Annotated in this window: 18 protein-coding genes and 1 tRNA gene; 14 read left to right on the top strand and 5 right to left on the bottom strand. The window is 37.1% G+C overall.

The window, feature by feature from the left end; genetic code table 11:
• Positions 1-180: 180 nt before the first annotated feature.
• The gene (locus tag G6053_RS21335) at positions 181-723 is read left to right on the top strand and encodes a hypothetical protein (RefSeq protein ID WP_165308375.1); all 543 of its coding nucleotides are present in this window, start codon (positions 181-183) and stop codon (positions 721-723) included.
• Positions 724-746: 23 nt separating this feature from the next.
• A complete protein-coding gene (locus G6053_RS30675) occupies positions 747-2,462 on the top strand; it encodes a GNAT family N-acetyltransferase (RefSeq protein ID WP_206531791.1) in 1,716 nt (571 codons plus the stop codon).
• Positions 2,463-2,529: 67 nt separating this feature from the next.
• On the opposite strand, the gene G6053_RS21345 is transcribed toward G6053_RS30675, so the two are convergent.
• The gene (locus G6053_RS21345; protein ID WP_165308377.1) at positions 2,530-3,462 is read right to left on the bottom strand and encodes a hypothetical protein; all 933 of its coding nucleotides are present in this window, start codon (positions 3,460-3,462) and stop codon (positions 2,530-2,532) included.
• Positions 3,463-4,109: 647 nt separating this feature from the next.
• On the opposite strand from G6053_RS21345, the gene G6053_RS21350 reads away from it, so the two are divergent.
• A complete protein-coding gene (locus tag G6053_RS21350) occupies positions 4,110-4,667 on the top strand; it encodes a plasmid pRiA4b ORF-3 family protein (RefSeq protein ID WP_165308379.1) in 558 nt (185 codons plus the stop codon).
• Between the two features lie 133 nt (positions 4,668-4,800).
• Here the strand turns inward: G6053_RS21350 and G6053_RS21355 are convergent, their stop codons facing one another.
• Complete coding sequence (locus tag G6053_RS21355; RefSeq protein ID WP_165308381.1) at positions 4,801-6,981, bottom strand: S41 family peptidase; 2,181 nt, start codon at positions 6,979-6,981, stop codon at positions 4,801-4,803.
• 211 nt (positions 6,982-7,192) lie between these two features.
• Between G6053_RS21355 and G6053_RS21360 the strand changes: the two genes are divergently transcribed.
• From G6053_RS21360 to G6053_RS21370, 3 genes are all read left to right on the top strand, one after another.
• A complete protein-coding gene (locus tag G6053_RS21360; protein WP_108635786.1) occupies positions 7,193-7,795 on the top strand; it encodes an SMI1/KNR4 family protein in 603 nt (200 codons plus the stop codon).
• Between the two features lie 186 nt (positions 7,796-7,981).
• Complete coding sequence (locus G6053_RS21365; RefSeq protein WP_165308383.1) at positions 7,982-8,458, top strand: hypothetical protein; 477 nt, start codon at positions 7,982-7,984, stop codon at positions 8,456-8,458.
• Positions 8,459-8,625: 167 nt separating this feature from the next.
• Positions 8,626-9,411 carry a hypothetical protein gene (locus tag G6053_RS21370; protein WP_165308385.1) on the top strand — a complete coding sequence of 262 codons (786 nt, stop codon included), beginning with the start codon at positions 8,626-8,628 and terminating at the stop codon, positions 9,409-9,411.
• Between the two features lie 241 nt (positions 9,412-9,652).
• Here the strand turns inward: G6053_RS21370 and G6053_RS21375 are convergent, their stop codons facing one another.
• On the bottom strand, positions 9,653-10,549 hold the full coding sequence (locus tag G6053_RS21375) for an Rpn family recombination-promoting nuclease/putative transposase (RefSeq protein ID WP_165308387.1): 897 nt from the start codon (positions 10,547-10,549) through the stop codon (positions 9,653-9,655).
• A 160-nt stretch (positions 10,550-10,709) separates the two neighbouring features.
• On the opposite strand from G6053_RS21375, the gene G6053_RS21380 reads away from it, so the two are divergent.
• The 4 genes from G6053_RS21380 (at position 10,710) to G6053_RS21395 (ending at position 13,556) form a co-directional block, all read left to right on the top strand.
• Positions 10,710-11,234, top strand: coding sequence for a hypothetical protein (locus tag G6053_RS21380; protein WP_206531792.1), 525 nt, complete (start codon positions 10,710-10,712; stop codon positions 11,232-11,234).
• Between the two features lie 158 nt (positions 11,235-11,392).
• Positions 11,393-12,274, top strand: a complete 882-nt coding sequence (locus G6053_RS21385; protein WP_165308389.1) for a hypothetical protein — start codon at positions 11,393-11,395, stop codon at positions 12,272-12,274.
• A gap of 66 nt (positions 12,275-12,340) precedes the next feature.
• Positions 12,341-12,595, top strand: a complete 255-nt coding sequence (locus G6053_RS21390) for a hypothetical protein (RefSeq protein ID WP_165308391.1) — start codon at positions 12,341-12,343, stop codon at positions 12,593-12,595.
• A 106-nt stretch (positions 12,596-12,701) separates the two neighbouring features.
• A complete protein-coding gene (locus tag G6053_RS21395; protein ID WP_165308393.1) occupies positions 12,702-13,556 on the top strand; it encodes a DUF695 domain-containing protein in 855 nt (284 codons plus the stop codon).
• Between the two features lie 212 nt (positions 13,557-13,768).
• Here G6053_RS21395 and G6053_RS21400 read toward each other — a convergent pair whose 3' ends face one another.
• Positions 13,769-15,979, bottom strand: coding sequence for a TlpA disulfide reductase family protein (locus tag G6053_RS21400; RefSeq protein ID WP_165308395.1), 2,211 nt, complete (start codon positions 15,977-15,979; stop codon positions 13,769-13,771).
• A 698-nt stretch (positions 15,980-16,677) separates the two neighbouring features.
• Between G6053_RS21400 and G6053_RS21405 the strand changes: the two genes are divergently transcribed.
• The 4 genes from G6053_RS21405 (at position 16,678) to G6053_RS21420 (ending at position 20,254) form a co-directional block, all read left to right on the top strand.
• Positions 16,678-18,195 (top strand): TROVE domain-containing protein, encoded by a 1,518-nt coding sequence (locus G6053_RS21405; RefSeq protein ID WP_165308397.1) that lies wholly within the window; start codon positions 16,678-16,680, stop codon positions 18,193-18,195.
• 130 nt (positions 18,196-18,325) lie between these two features.
• Positions 18,326-18,454, top strand: a tRNA-OTHER gene (locus G6053_RS21410).
• Positions 18,455-18,754: 300 nt separating this feature from the next.
• Positions 18,755-19,432 (top strand): hypothetical protein, encoded by a 678-nt coding sequence (locus G6053_RS21415; protein WP_165308398.1) that lies wholly within the window; start codon positions 18,755-18,757, stop codon positions 19,430-19,432.
• Between the two features lie 294 nt (positions 19,433-19,726).
• A complete protein-coding gene (locus G6053_RS21420; protein ID WP_165308399.1) occupies positions 19,727-20,254 on the top strand; it encodes a hypothetical protein in 528 nt (175 codons plus the stop codon).
• A 66-nt stretch (positions 20,255-20,320) separates the two neighbouring features.
• On the opposite strand, the gene G6053_RS21425 is transcribed toward G6053_RS21420, so the two are convergent.
• Entirely contained in the window at positions 20,321-22,672 is a 2,352-nt protein-coding gene (locus G6053_RS21425; protein ID WP_165308401.1) for a BamA/TamA family outer membrane protein, read from the bottom strand.
• Between the last annotated feature and the right edge of the window lie 7 nt (positions 22,673-22,679).

Genomic DNA, 22,679 nt, shown 5'->3' on the forward strand with positions numbered 1-22,679 from the left:
GGGCATTGTCCTATCGTCTCGTTCTAAATCAAATTTGTCGGAATTTGCTACCGAGACTCTTTTAGTTAAATGCCACAAAACAAAAAAATGTTTTACAAAACAAATATAATGAGATAAATATAATAATTCAAATTTTATTTCACCAAAACTATAAATAGCCATATATGGATATTGTGAGGTATGAAGAAAATAGCAATTATCTCATCAATTCACCTTTATATTATCAACATCATTAAGAAAATTCGAATTGAACTTGGACTTTCATTTAAGGACATAGCTGATATTTTAGAAATCGATTCAATTAATAATCCATTAGGTGCAATAGAGGGAAAATCGAGCACTGCTAGATATACAGATGTTCAATTAAATAAGCTCGCAAGATCATTTACAATGATTTGCGAGGGGAAAGGAATAAATAAAATATATACTTTAAATGATTTCTATCCACCGATTGATTTTGAAGAAAAAATGGTTGAAAAGATCATCACCAAAATTGAACCTACAGAATTGGGTCAAACGGGTAGCCTTCATTTATTATTAGTAGAGGAAAGTGACACCTTTTTCGATAATTGGCACACATCAAAAGAAATCGCGCAATATTGTGGGAGCAAAGCAGAGAAAAATTGGGAAGCAAAAGATTTTACCGCGATTATAGAACAAGCTGTTAAAAAAGGAAATTTGATCAGAAAGAGCGAAGAGGAAGCACTTTTTAAAAGACCTTAAAAATCCTTATCTTGGTACAGATTATGACCTCAAGAAAAAGAAAAATGCAAAGTGCCACTTTTCCTGCCATCTCATTTGATAAGGTTTTATTGTTTCATAAGGCAAGAACAGAAAAGGGAATCTCTGCTTTTGAGTGCTCATTCCTACTAGGAAAGCACGACTTTTTCATCAGAGATGCAGAAAACCCCTTTAAATCGACTTTGATTGACCCAGAGGACAGTGTCCATCTAGGTAAAGTCTTATGCTTAACGGAATGCAACCCTAATACAAGCCTGTTAGATCTATACAAACTCGAAGTAGAAGAATCTAAAATCGATAGAAAGAGAACAAAGCGGGTAATCTATATCAAAAATGAGGGCTGCCAAGCGGATCCTATTGAAATAACCGTGGAGGACAAAGAGGAGGAATTAGAAACCACGCTCTTTTTAAGCACGTATGAAAAAGTACAGTCTTTCTTTAGAGAACTAATTGAAAACGGCTATTTCGACTCAACGAGAACAGCTTTAGAAATATTCAACACTTTCAGAAGCTATGATGAATTTGGCCCTGACTTTCACCCAAGGTATTTGATCCAAAATATCCGCTATTTTATTAATAAAAAATCCGGAGAACCTCTTTTGGACAGCAGCCGAACGAATTTATTCTCAAGAAGATTATTTTTTAAACCCTTAGATTTTAAAATTGAAAGTGGATCGGGAACAATCTCTGAATCATTTACAGCTATTGGGATAAACACGTTTCAACAGGCCAGTAAATGGGTAAGTGACCTCGACTATAGACGCAATCACAATAAAAATAATAAGTTGGTGTTGTTTGACGAGCAATGTGGTACCTGTAGTACCAAACATGCATTGTTAAAGCTATTGGCTGATGAGAATGAGAATACAAGCCTTAAACTTATATTGGGGATTTTTAAAATGAATGGTAAGAATACTCTTGCCATAAAAGATACCTTAGAAAGATATAAGTTAAAATATATCCCTGAAGCGCACAGTTATTTCAGAACGAAGAATTATATACTGGATTTCACAGGAATTGGTGTCAATGAGACCAAATTTGAACTGGATCTTCTAAATGAAGTAGAAATCAACCCTGATCAAATCTCAGAATACAAAGTTCAGTATCACAGAAACTTTCTTTCTCATTGGATTGAAGAAAATAAGATTCCATATTCTTTAGACGAACTTTGGAAAATACGTGAGGGATGTATACGTGCTATTACACTGGCGAGGCTTGAGTTAGATACCGAGCGATTACACCTCCGACCTTTTAGAAAAGAGGATGGTGCTGTAATGTACGCACTCAACGATGATATTGATGTACTGCGATATACAGGCGACACCCAGTTTGAGGATATACCGGCAACAGAAGAATTTCTGGTAAACTATGATCAGTATGAGCGATTTGGTGTTGGTCGTATGATAGTGACTTTAAAGGAAACTGGCGAGATATTAGGCTGGTGCGGTCTCAAGTACCATCCCGAATTGAACGAATTTGATATCGGTTATCGCTTTTTCAAAAAATACTGGGGTATGGGCTTTGCCACCGAAAGCGCCCAAGTGGTCCTTGCTGATGGACTTACAAGGTTAAATATCAGACAAATCGTCGGCAGGGCACGCATAGAAAACACAGCTTCAATCCATGTACTTGAAAAATTAGGGCTGAAATATGTGAAAAATTTTGAGGAGGATGGTGAAAGCTGGGCGCTATATGCTATAGATAACCCTGAGCTATCTTAGAAACCTATTTATAAATAAAAGCCAGTCCCTTTAAAAAAACTGGCTTTTAAAGTATTTTGAATGAATATTATTTCAGCTTTTCAATTTCTTCAACAGAAAGGTTCAGAATGTCTGCGATCAGCTTAGTATCAAAGCCACTTTGTAACATCTTTATCGCCGACGCTTTTTTCTCAGTATCAGCTTTAGCACGCTCTTCTCGCTTACCTTTCAAAACACCTTTTTCTATCCCCTTCCGTTCTGCCTTATCCAATAAATATTCTTGAGTACCCATGATATCACTCCTTCCTAATTTTTCTTTTAATTCCTGTTCAAATATAACCAAACTATCCTGATTATCAAAGCTTACATAGTAGGCTAAAAAATCATACAAACCCTGTCGTGTTTCCTTATCCATCTTGCGATGCATCATTTCATGATAGAGATCATGTTTCATATCCCTAAGCTGCTGGTCTGTCAGATCTTTGTTCAAAATAGCGAGTAATGCCGTTAATACAACCACCGAAAACGGGTTGTCGTTTGCGCGCAATGTTGACTCATCCTGATCTAATATTTTATAGCTATTAAATTCATAACGCAGCGATGTTCCCATAAACTCCTTAAAATAAACCTTTGGAAGATAGTTTCGGTTGCCATCTGCTAAGATCGCAATAGCTGTAACAGGGGCCCGATACCGATCTGTTATTTTATAAAAGTACTGAAACATACGCTCTGCGAGGTCTCCCTTACCTTTACTGCTCTGAACCTCTATATGGCACAACACAAACTGTTCGCTGCCGTCTTTAAGAAATACTTTGACAAGTTTGTCTACATACCGGATACCTTTACCATTGGCCTCTGGTGGAAACAGGCTCTCAAATTCTTTGTCCAAATAATCGAACGGCCTTTCTAAATCGAAGACCATATCGGCATCTGAAAACATAAATCGTAAAAAATGAACAAAGGTCTGTTCTAATACGGCTTTCCACAATGGATCATCCACTTTTTTGTGAATTCTTTTCATATACTCTTTATATCAATTGGTTAGCTGAGTAAAGATAATAAAAATTGTATTAAAAACTAAAATATTTAGTAATAAATATATCATTGACCAAAACCGTTTTCCTTGACGCTCCTGCTCGAAAACACGTTGGCTAATATGCCTATAAATCGATATAAAATATTTCGTTTCCAAAGATGCCCCATGCAGTTTAAGTTTACAGCATGAGCATATTTTGGCTCACCACCTGAACTATTTAAGCTTACAAAACAGATTATTTACGCCTAAAACAGCCAAGATATGAGCTCATTTATATGTATATATGAGCTTATAAATGAGCTTCATTATGGCGGTCGTCTTTCAAAAAACTACCAACCAAGACATCTTCTTACAGTGGAGATATACCAAAAACAGTTTCCTTAGGGTATTATCCCCGACAAAGACCTAGAATCGTTTTTAAAAGCGGATTTGGCAAACCAATGGGTAAAATAAGAAAAGACTTTTTTCAAATGCAATAAATCTAAGTATATTTAGCAATAGAACAATGCGATTCAAAATCATGTTAAAAGCAAACATATAAAAATAGTTGACTGTAACGGTATTGAACACATACAATACATTAGGACAGTGAGATCATTCAACTAGGAAAACAATGGAAAAAGATTGATACCATGCTATTACAATTAAAAATACAGATTAAAGGAATAACCAAACCTCCGGTGTGGCGTAAATTATTGGTCCCTGATTATTTTACATTTGATAGATTACATGAGGTGATACAGGTAGCATTCGGCTGGCAGAACTATCATCTCTACCAATTCTCTCCAAAAGGTCTTGGCTCTTACCCCGAAATTGGGATTATCGATGAGGAGTGGGATGAAGGAAATACAGAGGATGCAGAGAAGATAATATTAAAAGAATTCCTAAATCAAAAAGGACAAAAGTATAGCTATATTTATGATTTCGGTGATGGCTGGACACACCTGATCACCATTGAAGACATAATAGATAGAAACCAGTTAAAGGCTGAATTATTGGATGGAAAAGGAGCCTGTCCACCCGAAGATTGTGGCGGTACTTGGGGCTATGAAAACATCAAAGATATCATGAAAAATAAGCAACATGAGGAACACGACTCCGTGCGCACCTGGCTTGGTTTAGAAGATGAAAAATGGGATCCAAACTACTTTGATATGAACGAGGCCAAGCAAGAAGTAGCGGCAGTATAGTATCAAGTGAAGCCGCATTAACAATCATTGTGTACAGCCCAAATGCGAACGCAATGCATTCGCAATTCAGGTTCTAATGCCTTGGCAAATATTGGGTAGGATATTCCATAAATTACCGATGGAATATCCTACCCTATTTATTTAAATACTCCAATGCTTTTTCCATTACCTCATCCCTACCTTCGCAAATCCCCTTGATACTCGGTTTGACAATCTCATCAATTTTAATACCTACACGCTGGGTTTCACGTTGATCGGGATAATATACCCCCAATCCGGAAAGCATTGTCCGCTGATTGCCCGGTAAATCAATGGAACTGACATTGCCATCAGCACCCGCTGTCTGTGATCCGAAAACCTTGACATTGGCAGTGGCCTGGTAAGCCATCACATGATATTCCGCAGAACTCTGCGTATCTTCATTGACCAGAATAGCCACTTTACCTTGATAACAATCATTGGCATTCTCCCCAACTTGTAATGGGCTGCTCATTACAAAAGTGCCGGGATATTGAAGACTCGTGCTGGTAAAACGAACGAAATCAGTAGGCTTGGTTAACAACAAGGGTGTAAGCTTGAATACTAAAAAATCACCAGGATAATTGCGGTCATCAATCACAACACCTTTTACCTTGCTCCAGTTTGCCATATTTTCTGTGATCATCTTACCACGCAGCAAACTGTGATTGATATACAAAATATTATTGTCCATCATCTTAAAAGGCACGGTATCTCTTGAAGCAGGTTTAATTTGGCCAGAGGGTATTGCAGCAATATCTACTTTAATCTGCTGGCCATCACGCACTAACTCACAGCGCACAATCTCGCTATTGCTTGTCACAAGCTTTCGCGCCAGATCACGATTGGCAACCGCTTCATTTGGTGTGCTCATATAAGCCCATAGGGAATCTCTGATTTCTTCCACCTTTTTATGCTCTTTAGTGATTAACACATCCCCTATCCTAAGTTTATCTCCTGATTTCTCACTGTCAAAGACTTTAGTCACCACGGCTTTTCCCTCTATCATGCGTATTTCAACAGGCATTCGATACTTACCATAAAAACCTACTAAGCCTTTAGGTATGCTCCATAATCCTGTATGCGCATCTTTAACACGTGACACCATCTTCAACAGTGAAAGGCCATAAGATCTATCATCCCGGCTAAGGATCATTTCCGGTACCGAGATTTTTAATACAGTGTCCCATTTGGGATCCGTCAGATTTTTATAGGGAGAAAAGTACTCAATCATATTCCAAAAGCGAAAGAGCGTCAACAAACGAAATCCCGCATCCGCAGAATATACATTTTCGTATTTTTTTTCATTCTTAAAAAGAACATTGCCTGCACCCTTAGCAAAATCAAAATAATGATGCTGATCGAAACTACTATAACGAATACGTCTTAATTTATCCTTGAGGCCATCGTTAAAAGGAAGACCGTCAATCCAGCTATAATCTACCTCCTGAACGACATTTTCGACATGTGGTTTAGCATAATTGGCTGTGGTACCAAGGCTATCTAGCAGCGTTGCGTAATGCGACTCGATGGATTTATTATCTTTTGCCATAATAACAGTATTCATAGACTTAAATAACTGTTGATCCCAATCGTACTTCCCTTGTGCTACCGCTGGATGCTTATATTTCAAAAAGCCCCAGATTCTTCCCAAATCCACCAAGCGTTGATCAATCTCAGGCGTATTGTTAAAATCAGAAATACCTGAACTCACAGGGTCACTAATCCCTTTTGCAAACGGAACAAATATTCCCATTTCTCTAGTAATATCTTTACCATCGACAGTAATAAGTACATCATCAACCCACATCTTGCCCTCCCCAGACAGAAAAAATGCAATGGATATCCCTTCGGTTTGGTCGGGTACCAACTTCGTCTTCAGCTTAATATTTTCCCAATTTTTTGTTCCCCGAATTTGACGATTAGCCATATTATCAAAAAAGACTTTCGGATCTATTCGCAACATCATCGCAGCATAGGATCCTTCTGTGATATTCTCGCGCTTGATCATGGCAGATACCTCAATGGAATCGCCTTTTAAATTTGACGGCAACCACATCATGATTCCACCAAATCCTTTATTTTTCTTTATGCTTTCAATCTGGAGTGCTCCCTTTGCACTGTAATATGTATTCTGATTGATACGGCTCTTGAAGGCGGTAGTGTCTCCGATATTGAACCAAGGGCTACCAATGGGCTTATCAAATGAAAAGTTAAAGTTTTGTTGACCATACAGACGATTCGAGATCGTCGTTAGAAGAACAACAAGGAAAATAAATAGGCTATTAGATCTCATAATTAAAATTTTCATTAAATTAACCATTTAATGAATTAATTGCAACTACCTTTTTAAGGCTTATACAAAAATATTTTTGATCTTTTATTTTGCATAACATTGTAAATTTAACCGCTTTTTATAAAAATTAGATAGAAAAGGAAAATTGACAGTATTTGCTTTTATTGCCTCATAAAATTTAATTAACTTCACATTACTAGAAGAAAAATAAATGGAAATAGCGGAAAAATATCTATTGGGCTTAAAAAAGACTTACTATGACAACAATGGCGAGGAAGCCTGGGATCATTTTGAACAGATTAAACATGGTGCAAATAAAACAGATCTGGAGAAGCTCAAAGAGATATTTTCAGATATCCCCCAAGCACTCGTAGAACTGCTCGAGTATGTTGATGGGACCTATTGGCGAACCTACGCCGATGAGGAAATAGCTTTCTTCTTTCTAGGGTCTGACTTAAATGAGTATCCATATTATCTACTTTCTTCTAAAGAGATGATCGAAAATCAATCTATTGCACATACCTATTATGCTGATTATATCGATCGGAAATATGACCACGTGGAAATTGATAGCAAGATTACTGATAAATCAGCGAACTTAAAATGGCTTCATTTTTCCGACTGTATGAACAACGGTGGCACTTCACAATTATTCGTAGATTTCAGTCCTTCAGAAAAAGGTAAAAAAGGGCAAATAGTACGTTTCGTGCATGATCCCGATGAGTTTTGCGTCATAGCGGATAGTTTCGATGAATATCTCCAGTTGCTGATCAATAATGGTTATAATTTTATTGATGAAGAAGATATGTATTAATGATAGGCTTATGTGTGAATCCAATGAAGAGTAACCCCATATTGTTATTGTAAATTTTGTAATTTCGGAAATGAATACTCAAATAAACAGCAAAAACTAAATGGGATGGATCACATATTTTACTTCATGATCTTTCTTTTATTTTTTTGCGTACCATGCCTATTTATATATTTTCTCTATTGGATCTTGAAAAAATCAGGTCGTAAAAAAACTGGCATCATTGCTTCGATAGTTTTAATCTTTCCCTTTCTTTTTTTCACTTCATACATCATCTTTGACGAGCTATTCCTTTCTAAATCTGAAGCAAGAGAAATATTAAAAGAACATCAGGTCATACTGCATGATGATTTCGAGGTCACTTTCAACCAAAGCGGTGGTTTTAGAGACTATACACATAAATTTGAACTGTCCATCTCCGAGAAAGATAAACGAACATTTATTGAAGGGAGAATTTGGGATGATAAACCGGATGAACGCATACAGATTCACTCGCCATTAGTGGACAGGTATGAAGGTGATACATTGAGGGCTAATTATACAAACGGCAAGTATTATATCTATTCTATGTACCGTCCTAATGGCAAAGGAATAGCACCGACATTCGTAGAGATCAGTGTACTAAAAGGTAAAAATACACTTACATACGAAGAGATTTTAGATTAGATCTTTTAACTCCTCCATTTTATAAGAAACCCTTCCATATTTTCCTTCGATTTCATTAGATATTCATACATGGTATAAATCTTCATTATTTTTCAAAAATTAACACTTTTTGATTGGATTTATCAATATTAGAGTTTAAATCATAGCTTTGGTAAGATATTTCTCAAATGACAGATCTTAGCTTAAAATATCCCATCGTTCTTATACACGGTACAGCTGCCAGAGATAACAGTTTGTTTTGGGGAAGAATTCCAAAGACATTTAGAGACAACAACATTCTGTTTTATTACGGAAAAACAGATGGCTGGGCTAATGTTTCCGATAACGCACAGATGTTAAAAGCAAATCTATTAAGACTTGTAGAAACAACAGGTGCTGAAAAATTTAATCTGATCGCTCATTCCAAGGGCGGAATAGACGCTCGGCATTTTATTTCAACACTAGGGGGACATGAAATAGTCGCATCTCTAAGTACGCTATCAACCCCACATTTGGGAACACCAATAGCAGACTATCTAATAGAAAAACATCTATCGGAAGATTCTATCACTAAAAAACTTGTACACCGTATTTCATTCTTATTTGGTGGTCAATCTCCAAACCCAATCGAGGTAATTCGAGATTTGAGTGTAAGGGAAATGCAGACTTTCAATCAGTTCAATCCCAACATGGACAATGTATATTATCAGAGCTTTGCCTCAACAATGAACATGGCACAAGATGATCTGTTATATGCCCTGACGTTTAAATATCTGACACGGGTAGCTGGTGAGAATGACGGGATGATACCGTTACAAAATGCCGCCTGGGGTGATCGATTTGAACACATACGTGCGCAAAAAGGTATTTCCCATGCTGCTATAACCGATATAATGCGTAGAAATATCGGAAATTTGCAAATACCACAAATTTATTTAGACATTATTAGCGGACTGAGGGCATTGGGATTATAACTATCTGAAAAAATAACGATAAATTAGCGTATTTTGTCCAGCTCAATATCTTGGTCAAACCAGTGTGTTTGCCAAAAGTGGTGAAGTGTCTAGGTCATTAACATTATTTTTGACATGATATTTCACTTTTTTCGACAAGCATCAAATTAGGACAAGCATTGGAGACGAAATCAACATATTGCAATAATAAAAGCCAGTCCCTTTTAAAAAGAACTGGCTTTTAAAGTATTTTGAATGAATATTATTTTAGTTTTTCGACCTGCTCCACAGTCAACCCAAGAGCTTTCGCAATATTCTCTATAGCTACACCTATTTTCTTAAGTTCTAATGCGGATTTGAGTTTCTCCGCTTCGGCTTTGGCGCGCTCTTCCAGCTTACCCTTTTCAAAACCTTTTTCCATACCCTCCTTTTCAGCATACGCAATCGTAGCATTATAGGCACGTTTCTGTTCCAAGCTTGATATGTATGACATCTGTTCCTCTGGCGTTAACTTTGCCAGTTCTCCTATTGCAAAGATACGGGAGAATATTCTTTTATCCAAATACTTAGGCAATCCCTCCAACTCATCGAGGTGCTTCATCAGGTACATCCACTGATCGATGATTGTATCTAGTTTGGCCAGGGGTTTATTAAAGTTGGACAACACCAGCAGCTTGTAACTTAGCTTGGGATAAAGGACTTCCTGATCGAACTCATCGATGATCTTTGCGCTATAATAATACTTTTCCCTGTTTGCTAAATCTATCGGAAACCCCAGTACAGCGATAAAATATACAGGTGGAAGTTCATAATTATTTCCAGCACGTCCTTTCTTGGGCAGTCGGCTTATCGTCCGAGAAGTATAGCTGACAGCACGGTCAAAAAAGAAATCTTGATTTTGAAGCTGCATTTCCACCAAAAAAACCTCACCACCAGTGCCTACACAGCGTAGGTCAAAGATTACTTTCCGATCGTACGGTTGATCCCCATCCTCCTCTACATTGCTGTATGTAAGATCCGCTACCACGTGCTCTCCCTCAAGCAGGCTATTCAACAGGTTGATTAGATTTTCCTTGTGTTCTTCTCGTCCAAAATAAAGCTTCCAGCCAAAATCAGAAAGCATACTGATGTACTTCGATGTGTTAGCTCTTTTATTCATTTAGATCTATAATATTGGTTATTCGCCTTAAAGATAATAAAAAAAACTAAATATATTAGCATTTTTATTTATAAAGATTAATAAAATCACCGATATCAGGGATATTCTTATCAGACAGTCTGTGCTAACTTTAACTCGAAAAATTGATTAAAAATAAGCAATGAGAAATATCATGATTGTTTCAACTTTTTTGACACTATTGAGTTGTAAAACCAACGAACAAAAATTCCGGATCTCCCCTATTTATGCGGAGCCAAAAAAGATAACAAGCGATGTTTCTGAAAACGGCGTCTCCCATAAATTTAACACGTTTAAAGAGATTACAGAGCGACTTAATCCCCTGATTTTTATGATATCCAAAGAGGAAAACTTATTAAAATTCCGTCTGCAGGGCAATATTTCCTCTAGTAGCCATTATATCAATCACATACAGAAAATCCGAATCGAAGAGGAATTAACGGGGAATACTCTTAGGCTGAAATATATTGTCGAGATCAAAAGGATAGCGGGCAAAGAAAATTCGAATATTCGGGGTTACAATTATACAAAGGATGAAACCTATAAAATCCCTGCTGGAGCTAAGATTATCACGATCGAATTGTATGAAAATTTTGTAAATAAATCGTCAGATGCGAAGCCTAGATTAACTGCTCAACAAAGCTTCAATTTTTTCGCACATATGTAGTCCAACATAAAATGTAGAGTGAAAAAATTGGAACAAAAAGAAGCATAAATTAGGAAATGGCCTATTCAAAAAGTATTTTTTAATTTCATGGAAAGGAAATTGAAACAAAATTTATTCTTGTCAAAAAAAAGTGTATCTTAATCATAAATCACAGCCACATGAAACGCTTATATATCCTATTTAGCTTTGCATTGTTATTCTCTTCGATAATGACAGTAAAAGCTGCTCTTTCTTCCAATAAAAATTATTCCAAGCAGTTAACTGATACGCTTTCTGATAATATCCGAAAGTATATTACACAATTAGCTGTTTCGGAAGGCTTAGATAAAAGCTCCATTAAAATAAAAACCGATAGCTGGGGAGAAGTAACCGTTTCAGACAACTGGGGTAAAAGTGTCAAATATAGCAAAGACCACTGGGACGGATATACAAAAAAGGATAACAACGGACTTAAAACTTCGATAAAACAGGATTTTTCCGGCAATATAGTCGTAAAATATAACAACGGAAAGGAAAAAACGGTCAGAAAAAATATAAGTGGGGATTTTGATATTTCTGATCAGGACGGGAGTCCATCCACTGCTTCCATAAATACCCTCGATAATTTGGAGATACGTGACAACCATGGGAACCTCACTACTATTTCAAAAAATATCTTCGGCGGTTTAGATATCCGTGATGCAAGTGGCAACCACGCCACTGTATCTAAAAATGTTATAGGTGGCTTAGACATTCGTGACAGCCAAGGAAATAGCAGTCGTGTATCAAAGGATATTTTAGGAAACCTGACTATTGAAAGTAACACCGGTAAAAGTACAACCATTAGAACAGACATATTGGGTGGCAAAACAATTGAAGACAACAGAGGGAGCCGTGTTTCCGTAAGAAAGGATATATTTGGAAATTATGAAGCCAGCGATAACAATGGAAACCATGCGTCTATTAAAAAGGATATCTTTGGAAAAGTAGTCATTGATGATCCAAAAGGGATATTGGAAAATGTGAAGCTTCAACTGATCGAAGATTTATTGAAACAATAAAAACCATCATTATTCATAAATTTTCAATTCATTAATTTGATTATCAGAGATATAGATAGAAAATTTATGCAAAACCAATATCACAGTCAAATTAGACTTATCAGGAAAATCATTAAGTCCTGGAACTTAATACCTGGCGCACCATTGGATGAATTTGATCCATTGGCGCATAAATTATTAAAACACTTATCAGAGAGAGCCGATAGAACGAAAATCAGGACAGTTATCGCTAGTGATCTTGTTGTAAGATATGGATTTTTCAACCATGAAATAGATGCCGAATCATTTGCTAATCAAATCATGGATTGGTGGTATGATTAGATTATTCATGTTAATTGGATGAATTGGTATATTTGAAGTTTAACTTGAATTTGACGGCATTTAACCACCTAATTTCTGACAATAGAAATAATATTAATACTGGGAAATGAAAACTTTATTTATTTGGATATGTATACTCGGGCTTTTCGCTTGTAATAGCTCTAAATCCCAATCCTACAAAATTCCTTTAGAAGAGATCGAAGGAATGTTTTCCAAAATGAAAGCAAATGGAGTATATACGGATACAATATTACTTTGGGGATATTTCTTCACCTCAGATAGTAAAGATCATTTCGATCAAATCAGCGAAGAGCTTAAAAAACAGAATTTTGAATTTGTAGAAATTTTCCAGGCTGATGATAAAAGCTATTGGCTGCATCTGGAAAGAAAAGAGATCCATAATGCAAAAAGCTTATTCGAACTAGACAAAGAGCTCTATAAAATAGCTGATAAATATAAAACCACTTATGACGGTTTCGATGTCGGAAATATAAACAAAGGTCAGCCATTACAACGGGATACTTACACAGTACCCGATGAATTTAAGACTACTGACTATTTAAAAGACAATCTTCCTTATTTACTGGTTGGAAATACGGCTTTTGATAGATTTCCTCATAAAGCAGAATTTTGCCACTTTGTAAAAATAACAACAGCTTTTGCCAACGAAGCGCCAAAGACAATGCTACCAACGAATGAGGAACTTAATGAATTAGACCAATTCGAGCATACTATTGAAATGTGTCTAAAAGAAAATAACATCAAATGTTACTATGTTTTTCGAGATACATACAGAGGGATGAGGAATTTTTATATTGTAACAAACGACAAAATAGGTGCAACAAAAGTCTTCAACAGCATAAAGGATTCAAAAAAAACAAGAGAATTTAACTACGAAATTTCAACAGACAAGAACTGGGACTTATATCAAGTTTTCAGAAAAAAAATCCCAAATGGATAAATATCTTCAAACAACAAAGATCACGTTAGGCCGTCGTCAATAGCTTCATAAACCATAATATTGATCACCAAAATGAAAATAAATTATACGATTGATGAAAATGATCTTCTAATCTAATCCATCAACTTTTTATTGCATCAAAGTCCGTGCGAATCAGAAAAAAGCAGCAACGAAACAGAATAATTGACACTGTCTCATCGCACAAATGTACATCAAAAAGTCGCGACTTCTTCCAACAACGGCTGCCAGTCAAAACTAAATGGTATAGCAATTAGCTTCCCCTCAGGCGTTAGGATATACTTGCTCGGATACCCACGGACCTTAAAGTTTTTCTCAACCTGACTGTCTGACATCAGCACTGGTATTGTATAATTATTTCTAGTAATAAAGCTTTTCACTTTATCTTCTGTATCACTACATGCAATACTCATAAAACCAATCTTGTCCCGTTTCGATTTATCGGACTTCAATCTCTCATAAAAATTGTTGAGTTTAGGCATCTCCGCGACACATGGACCGCACCACGTACCCCAAAAATCAACCAATGTCCATTTACCTTTTAGGTCTGCCTTCTCGACTTTGCTGTTCTCCAGATTCGCCAAAGCGAAATCTGGCGCATCGGGTAATTGTGGAACGACCTTCTGAATGAAAAACTCGCCGAATTTCTGTTCCGGATAATAATGCTGGTAAAAATCACGTAACCCCTTGTATCCTGTCCCCTGAACGGTCAAAAATTCATCAATATATTTCTGTAGAGCAACATCTTTCTTACCGCCTGCAGCCAATTCTGTAAGATATTCTTCCGCATAGCTTTTCTTCGATTTCAAAAACATAATATCGTAAGACGAGTTGTATGCAGCCTCCGCCTGGTTTTTGGGTGAGTATAGCGCCGCTTTCTCCAAATAGTTCAGCGCTTCTTGTTTATTGCTTTTGCTATCCACTTGGAAGGCTAAATAGTTGGCCGTAGCGAGATGCGCACGTGTTATATTGCGATGATCGGTCTTATCTGCATTATAAAGTACCGTAAGTTTTGAAATAATATCTGCTAACAATTGCCGACTGTAGTCCAGATCTACAGAGACCATCCGCTGATAAGCCAATAACGCATATCGCCCGATATTTCCATTTATCCAATAGTCGTCATTAAGATCCATCAACTCATTAAGCATTTTTTTTGATTGCGATAGATTGTCGGTCTGCTGAATAATCCGCCGTCCCAATACCATCGGATAGGTATATTGTTTTTCAATTTCGGAAAAATAATTGACTAATAAGTCGGTCTGTTCATCGGAAGACAAGGCTCCTGCTTTCGCTGGTCGCCCCAAGTGTTGATATAAACCATTCTGCATCCAATCATATCGTTTTTCATGGTCTAGTAACGGAATTGCTGCGATAAACTTATCCCTTGATAAGTCCCCATTGTAGAGGAAATTCAAAAGATGATGTGTACCCGCAAGAAAATTGACCGGCGCATCGTTCAAACTTAGGTCATAAAGTTTATGGTTCTTAATTTGCTGAAGTAGACTTAGTTTTCGCTGTACGAATGACCTATCATTTGGAAAAATAGCATCATACTTAACAATATAATCCATCACCTTCAAACTATCAATTGCCTCATCGGTATAAAGCACCTTACTGGCAAAGCTGCCATTCAGCAGCATCTCCGCGTATGCTACATTGTAAGTACTGGACACAACGGTATCGATCACTTGTAATTTTGTTGTATTGATAAATGTCCGACTATCATAACTATATTCATTTTGCCGTGAGAGCATAACAGGTAAAAGTGTCTTCTTATCGACAACAAGCTCTCCCTTCAAAAGCGTTGATGTGTCCCTAAAAGTGAGATACAAATTTTTCTTATCGTTTTTGGCAATTTTGTACAGTTGTTTTTTGACTAACACTGGTCCGGATTGAAGTCTCTTTAAGATATCTTTACCTAGATACTTATAATTTAACCAGCTACAAAGAAACTCTGCTCCAACCATAACATTATTCCTTACCATATCCGTGATATCGTCCGATAACTGCCAGTACTTTGCCTTTGACAGGATCTCTTTTCTAAGTGAAGATGTATCAACAATAGTCTCTTGATGCTGGAAATTGAAGCGAATAGGCTGTTGTAAGTTCGTCAAAATATCAACCAGTATGCTGGAAGATAAAACATTTTGGTTACTGTCAGGATAAAAACTGGAAAAGAAAAATGGATTACGGGAATCCTTATATTCAATAGCATTAATCCTTATTTCTGAAGGGAATTCTTTTTTTGATGCTGACTTGTTCTTAGACAATGTAAAATAGGTTGATTTAGACTGTATAAGCTTCCCTTCGGAAAAGGATTCCTCCGTTATCTTATAACTAACACTCTTTTGGCCGAAACAGACAGAATTCAATAAAAGGAATACGAATAATAATCTTCTCATCAACAAATAGTTTTATATGGTTATCTCTAAAATTAATAAAAATTCTGTTTAATATACCATATACAACCAATTAAAAAAATATATAAAGCAAAAGATGACTCCTTTGTTCTTCAGTTCTTTATGATCTTCCCCGCATCGGAAAGACTCGTAACTTTGGACAAAACCAATTGATATTCTTGCAGATAGAAAAGTAATAAATCCATTGATCTTGATTTCCATAAAAACTCGATTTTAAACCACTATGCAGGTTGCAATTTAACGGATTATTATAACAGATGTTTAATTAATATCGACCTACCGATTGGTAACGAGTAAGGGAGCAGAAACGCAAGCTTATTACTTTGAGCCGATCAACGAATACCCTATAATCCGGAAACTTCCAAAATGCCAATCGCTCAAACCAAGCCTTGTCCAACATGATATCTACACATCTACGTTTTTTTATAACGAATCTTAACCCTTAACGCGAGGCAGGTAAAACAGATTGAAGCAATACCACGCAATAAACCTGCGCACTTAAATATACTAAACAAATAATTTTTCGAAATAAAAAAAATAACAGACTAATAATCAGATAAATAAACATTAACCGCACATTAACCTCTTATTACGCACATATAACGCGTAGATCAGCTCGCAATTTTGTAATGTCAGTTCAGAACAGTCTGGCACAAACGTTTAACGATAATGCAATGATTATGAAATTCAACTTCCTTAACACTAAAAAACAGCTGATTACGAATCATGAAAAAGCAAAGGCTTATCTCATGACACCAGAACTGAAGTTGTATACTATGGTAGTCACAACTGGATTGAATGACTCATTTTATGAGACCGGCAACAGTAGATTAAATCGAATCAAGGAGCTGGTCATGACATGCGAATCGATATTTGTCGCCAAACTGGCCATCTATGCACGTACGGCGATGAACTTAAGATCCATCCCGATAGTACTAGCTGTCGAATTAGCGAAGAAAGCCTCTGGCGAGTCGATCGTTAGTAAAGCAGTGAGCGGTGTAGTATTGCGTGCTGACGAGATAACTGAACTTTTGGCTTATTACCAGATTGCAAATAACAGAAATGGAGCGAAAAAGTTAAGTAAACTTTCCAAACAAATCCAAAAAGGTCTTGTAGACTCTTTTAACAGATTTGATGAATACCAGTTTGCAAAATATGACAGGAAAGCTGAAATTAAGTTAAAGGATGCATTGTTTCTTGTACACCCTCGCCCTAAGAACGATCAACAACAGGCTATTTTTGACAGGATCGCAGCGGATAAACTTTCAATCCCTTATACTTGGGAAACGGAACTTTCTAAATTGGGTCAGGAAAATTTTGATAACGCCCTGGCCAGAGCTGATGCTTTCGCCAGAAAATGGGAAGAGTTGATCGAAAGTAAAAAAATGAGTTATATGGCTTTGCTCAGAAATCTTCGTAATATACTGGAGGCCAACGTATCAGTACAGCATATCTTGATGGTCTGCAATTATCTATCGAATGAGCAAGCGGTACTCAACTCTAGACAACTTCCGTTCAGGTTTCTTTCAGCTTATAGAGAGTTGAAAGTGCTAAAATCGGGTTTAACGTCAACTGTATTGACAGCATTGGAAGATGCCACGTTATGCAGTGCCAGAAATATAAAAGGCTTCAGTTTTGAGACTTCTGTCATAATCGCCTGTGATGTATCTGGATCTATGCAAAAACCTATTTCGGCAAAAAGTACGGTTTTACTGTACGATGTAGGCTTAATGCTAGCAATGCTATTACAGTCACAATGTAAAGATGTAACAACAGGGATATTTGGTGATACATACAAAATAATCAATATGCCTAAACATCGGGTGCTGACGAATGTAATGGAATATTACAAACGAGAAGGTGAAGTAGGCTATTCGACAAATGGATACCTGGTCGTTGACGATCTAATCCATAGAAAAAAGATCGTGGATAAAGTCATGATATTTACTGACTGTCAATTATGGGATAGTAATTATAATGGTAATTCTTTGGAGAAGTCATGGAATAATTACAAAAGTTTAGCCCCAACGGCGAAACTCTACCTATTCGATCTGGCGGGATATGGAAAACAGCCCATAGATGTTAGACAAAATGATGTTTACCTATTAGCAGGCTGGTCGGATAAAGTGTTTGACATACTTTCTGGCATGGACAATGCCCTATCCGCTGTCGAACAGATCCATCAAGTGGAAATATAAGATCATCCCGCAGTAATTTGGCTGCGGGATTAATAAAAGGAATAAAATAAGCAAGTGTCGTAGAAGAGAGTTACTTCGCATTTGAGTTGCCCGTGTCACAGGTTCGAGTCCTGTCTCTATAGGTATTTAGAGTAGCTCAGTTGGTAGAGCAGGAAAAACAGTCTCTTTTCGTTAGTTACCTTGCTTTATGATAAAATTGGATAAGTGCCGTAGAAAAGAGTTACTTCGGTCCAATGGCAGGTTCAAATCCTGCTTCCGATCAGTTCTAGATAGACGATATCGAAAACGTCGGAAAAGACTCTTTTCGTCAGTTGCCTTTTTGATGCTAAACAGAATGCCGTAAACGATAGTTACTTCGTCACCATGAAGGGGAGGAATAATGAAGTTGTAAAATCAACAAGATTATCCGGTTCGAATCCGGCAATGACTAGCCCCCACTATTGTTGCTTTTTGCTTCTGTTTTTTAAACTAGAAATTTGTCAAGTACAATGTATTCTCTTACATTGTACTTTTGATGGCAAGTCCTCCCAAAAGACTGGATATATGAGATTCACCACGAATGAAGTTAATGGACAAAATAGATTTTATACCACTTATTGAACTTCCTACCATAAAGGGAGCACAAAGCAATATAGTACCTGCAGGAACTTCCTTTACGAATACGACAGAATGGGATCTATATCAAGAAATTGAATTAAGGAAAAACTATATTGATATCCCCCGTCCAATCACAACAGGAATTTATCAATATAGACTTTTTGACATTAAGATCGAAGATTTAAGAACAATCATCAAACTCCATATTGGAGACATGCCCATAAAAGACTCTTGCTCACTATTTGGTGGGTACGCAATTTCCATTAATGGACAGATTGAATTGTATCCACAATGCTGTGGCCTCTTAGAAGAAATCCAACAATGGAAAAGAATACTAAATGAAAATTTCGAAGATTTTTCACTATTGGAGTGCCACCCCTCACCCCGAATCACCAAAAATCAAGACAGGATTATCATTTTCTGCGACGATAAAGACGAACCTTTCTTTCCATATTTTTCAAAAAATAAAATCGAACTTGACTACCAAACCATAAAAAAAGCATTGCTAATCTTATTAAATCAGTTACATTTTTTCTCCGAAAAATTAGAGAGTCTAGCAGCGGAATTTAAGATAAATAATATTGCTAACATCTTGATTTGGGGACAGAATGAAAATAAAGAATCTAACAAGGAAGATTAATTTCGGCATATTGCTAATACACAAAAAAACAAACAGAAGAACCCAAGCTTCGCTTGATGGAAAAAATTAACCATAAGATCTGAGAAGAAAAAGAGAAAGTTTTCGATTAGAATAATCCCCCGAATAATTTAAGATTTCCAAAACAAGATTAAAATTCCTAAAATTGCATGCTCATTTCGACGATATCTATTGCGACATCGCCAACATGAATTTGCCTTGGCTTGTAGAAAGGAATATAAGCAAATAAGTCAAATCTCTTGCTACAAATGGGTTAAATTAAACGCTTATAATAAGATGAAAAAGCTTATATTTTTTCTATTACTGATACCTTTCTGGGCAGGTGCTCAGGAGCAGAATATCCAAGACTTTGTAATAAAAGAGAATCTTTCCAAAAACGGAAAACTTGCGGTCGTCGCTTTGGATTCAATAGGCAATACCAATGAGACTATCAATGGGAACTACCTATTTACCATTAATGGTTTCTCTCAGGCGCTCCAATTTCACGATGGCGTAGCTGTGCCGGCTCAAAAAATCGAATCATCTACTTTTGTATTTTTTAGTCACAAAAACCAGGAGAAATCCAAAGGTCGCCTGTTTTATATCTACAAGACAGATAATGGACTTTCTCCCTTTGCCATCAGCGGACTGATGTTTTTGATCATCCCTGCCGTTGTATTGGGTATCGCCTATATGTTCAAAAAAGTGATTATGACAGCCATTGCGCTGGCAATTGTTTTCTTTATATTCAATCACTCACAGGGATTAGATTTAAGCAAGATCGTTGAGTCAATTTTCTCCAGTCTAAAGAATCTGTTGGGCTAGCATGCAATAGCAGTACAGCAAAGTCATAATCCAGCTTACTGAGCTATTTATAAAAATTAGTACGCACTAGAACGGCATACCGATCCCAAAATTGTACTGGATAAAATTATACCGATCGGGCCTATGGCTGTCATAATATTGCTGCTTAAACTCTTTTGAGTCAAAGAAATGCTTGATTACCCATTGGTTGCTACCCGAAAACTGCGGATCTTTAACCTTTAGTCCTGCGTCCAGACGGATCACAAAATAATCTGAATCAAAACGCAGTCCAAACCCTGTACCGATAGCTACCTGCCCCAAAAACTTATTGAATTTAAATTCACCGCCGGGATTTAATTCATCATCTTTTTTAAGCCGCCAGACATTTCCCATATCAACAAAGGTGGCTCCGTTCATCTTGGCCCCTAGAAAATTATTTAAGATGCGGAACCTATATTCGGCATTTGCCTCCAATTTAATTTCGCCAAGTTGATCCAAGTTGCGCAAATTCAGACGCAGGTCCTCACTTAGGCTTTGTCGATTATAGGCGCCTGGCCCCAGTGTGCGCGCCTGCCAGGCCCGGATACCATTCATTCCACCGCTGTAAAAGCTCTTTTCAAATATCAACAACTTCGAATTGTTCCCATACGGTATGGCTATCCCCGGATTAAATCGGAAAACAAATTGTCTGTTTCCTCCAAGATTCCGATACAAACGATAATCAAGCTCCGTTTTCGCATACTGCAAGAATGGCACCCCAAATATTTTTTTCTCACCATCGGCATTCGCCGGTAGTTTGGCCAGACTGCTGATCAGATCCAAGACATTTCCGCTGACATCCACCGTCCCACGGAAATATTGAAAATCTTCTTTGCTGGTCAGCTTCTTGCCATTCAGCATAAAGGTATATTGGGTACCCAGTCCAAAATATTGACGGTCATTGCTACGTACATACAGCTGATATCCGCCCTGTTCAAGGTTTTTCCGAAAATTCGAGTCCAATCTTCCGTCCCGATATTCCAATACGATCGGCGTAAAACTATGATACTTATTCTCTGTTTCATACCAGGAATAATTCAGTGAAGTTGTAAAGTAGCGGTTGGAATAAGTCCGATCCTGATCAAATAACTGAAGAGTCATGGAATAGGTCGTCTTGGGTAAACCATATTTTCCCCCTGGATTAATATTGAACGGCACCATGAGGCGTGGAATCACCAAATTCACACCCGCCTGAAAATCATTGTTAAATATCTTGCTGGAAAGCCCGCCCGACAAACGTGGATCAAACAATACCCCGTACCGCAGCTTCACTTCCAATTGCTCCGAACCACCAAAAATATTACGCTGTGAAAACGTATTTCCAATATTAAAACCGCTCATCCCCGAACTAAAAGTATACTCCCCTTCAATCTGGTTGCCCATACGCGGTCTTGGAACAAAGTCATAATGTACATCAAGTTTATTGGAATCTTTTTTTACAAACTGTATTTTCACCGACCGAAAACCGTTCATCTCATATAGCCGATCATAAGATTTATTTTCTTCGGCCAAGGAATAATAATGACCGGATCGCAAATACATATATCGCTCCAAAGGTTTCCAGCGAAAGCTATTGGTCTCATCCACAAAAAGAAGTCGTTTTGAAGAGTCAGTTATGCGGCGGGGTGGTTTCTTTGATATTGCCCCATAATTCCTAACAGTCATATATACACTGTCAATTTGATACTTTTTATGTATCGTTGAATCACTCGGGTTTTCAATAGTTATTTTTAAATCGATCTGATCACCGTTCAGCGCAGAGTCAATACCTACACGCATATATTGCCGCAAATAATCGTAATAGCCATTGTTGCGCATGACAACATATAATTTTTCGCGTTCATCCAACAATTTGGCCGCATCATATTGCGTATTGGGTTTGACTTTACTTTTTGGCAGAATATCCCGATCAAATAACCATTTTGCATCGCCATCTTCATATTTACGCTCAATATTTCTGATTTGATACGCATTTCCTTCATCTACCCTAAAATCGATATGTGCCCTCTTTTTTTCAACCTTAATCTCGGGACTGACCTTGGCGTTAAAATATCCCTTCGTAAATAGAAAACGTCTGATTTGATTGGCCGACAAGTCGACCATTGCCGAGTCCAACAAATGTGGTGGCTCACCAACATTTCTGATCTTCTTGGTCTTATAGCGACCTTTTTTTGTATTGAAGGTATTATAAATAAATAGGTTTACCCGCGAATTAGGTCTGATCTGATTGGAGATATAGGTCTCGGAAGACTCTTTCAGTGCTGGTGAAACTCCAGAAATCTGTACTTTTGTAACCAAGGCTTGGTCGTCATCTATATATTTTGAAGATCGGCAAGATGCAAAAAATAGCGTCAAAAGCATTATACTTGCAAATCCGATAAAACGAGGGTACTTAATCATCAATAAA

Source organism: Sphingobacterium sp. DR205 (genome assembly GCF_011064245.1).
In the GTDB taxonomy this organism is placed as follows: Bacteria; Bacteroidota; Bacteroidia; order Sphingobacteriales; family Sphingobacteriaceae; genus Sphingobacterium; species Sphingobacterium athyrii.

Coding starts and splice junctions, on each gene's coding strand:
- G6053_RS21375 (WP_165308387.1), bottom strand. CDS start 10,549: ATGAATAAAAGAGCTAACACATCGAAGTACATCAGTATGCTTTCTGAT.
- G6053_RS21370 (WP_165308385.1), top strand. CDS start 8,626: ATGACAGATCTTAGCTTAAAATATCCCATCGTTCTTATACACGGTACA.
- G6053_RS21395 (WP_165308393.1), top strand. CDS start 12,702: ATGAAAACTTTATTTATTTGGATATGTATACTCGGGCTTTTCGCTTGT.
- G6053_RS21405 (WP_165308397.1), top strand. CDS start 16,678: ATGAAATTCAACTTCCTTAACACTAAAAAACAGCTGATTACGAATCAT.
- G6053_RS21380 (WP_206531792.1), top strand. CDS start 10,710: ATGAGAAATATCATGATTGTTTCAACTTTTTTGACACTATTGAGTTGT.
- G6053_RS21400 (WP_165308395.1), bottom strand. CDS start 15,979: ATGAGAAGATTATTATTCGTATTCCTTTTATTGAATTCTGTCTGTTTC.
- G6053_RS21390 (WP_165308391.1), top strand. CDS start 12,341: ATGCAAAACCAATATCACAGTCAAATTAGACTTATCAGGAAAATCATT.
- G6053_RS21360 (WP_108635786.1), top strand. CDS start 7,193: ATGGAAATAGCGGAAAAATATCTATTGGGCTTAAAAAAGACTTACTAT.
- G6053_RS21415 (WP_165308398.1), top strand. CDS start 18,755: ATGAAGTTAATGGACAAAATAGATTTTATACCACTTATTGAACTTCCT.
- G6053_RS21335 (WP_165308375.1), top strand. CDS start 181: ATGAAGAAAATAGCAATTATCTCATCAATTCACCTTTATATTATCAAC.
- G6053_RS21385 (WP_165308389.1), top strand. CDS start 11,393: ATGAAACGCTTATATATCCTATTTAGCTTTGCATTGTTATTCTCTTCG.
- G6053_RS21345 (WP_165308377.1), bottom strand. CDS start 3,462: ATGAAAAGAATTCACAAAAAAGTGGATGATCCATTGTGGAAAGCCGTA.
- G6053_RS21420 (WP_165308399.1), top strand. CDS start 19,727: ATGAAAAAGCTTATATTTTTTCTATTACTGATACCTTTCTGGGCAGGT.
- G6053_RS21350 (WP_165308379.1), top strand. CDS start 4,110: ATGCTATTACAATTAAAAATACAGATTAAAGGAATAACCAAACCTCCG.
- G6053_RS30675 (WP_206531791.1), top strand. CDS start 747: ATGACCTCAAGAAAAAGAAAAATGCAAAGTGCCACTTTTCCTGCCATC.
- G6053_RS21355 (WP_165308381.1), bottom strand. CDS start 6,981: ATGAGATCTAATAGCCTATTTATTTTCCTTGTTGTTCTTCTAACGACG.
- G6053_RS21425 (WP_165308401.1), bottom strand. CDS start 22,672: ATGATTAAGTACCCTCGTTTTATCGGATTTGCAAGTATAATGCTTTTG.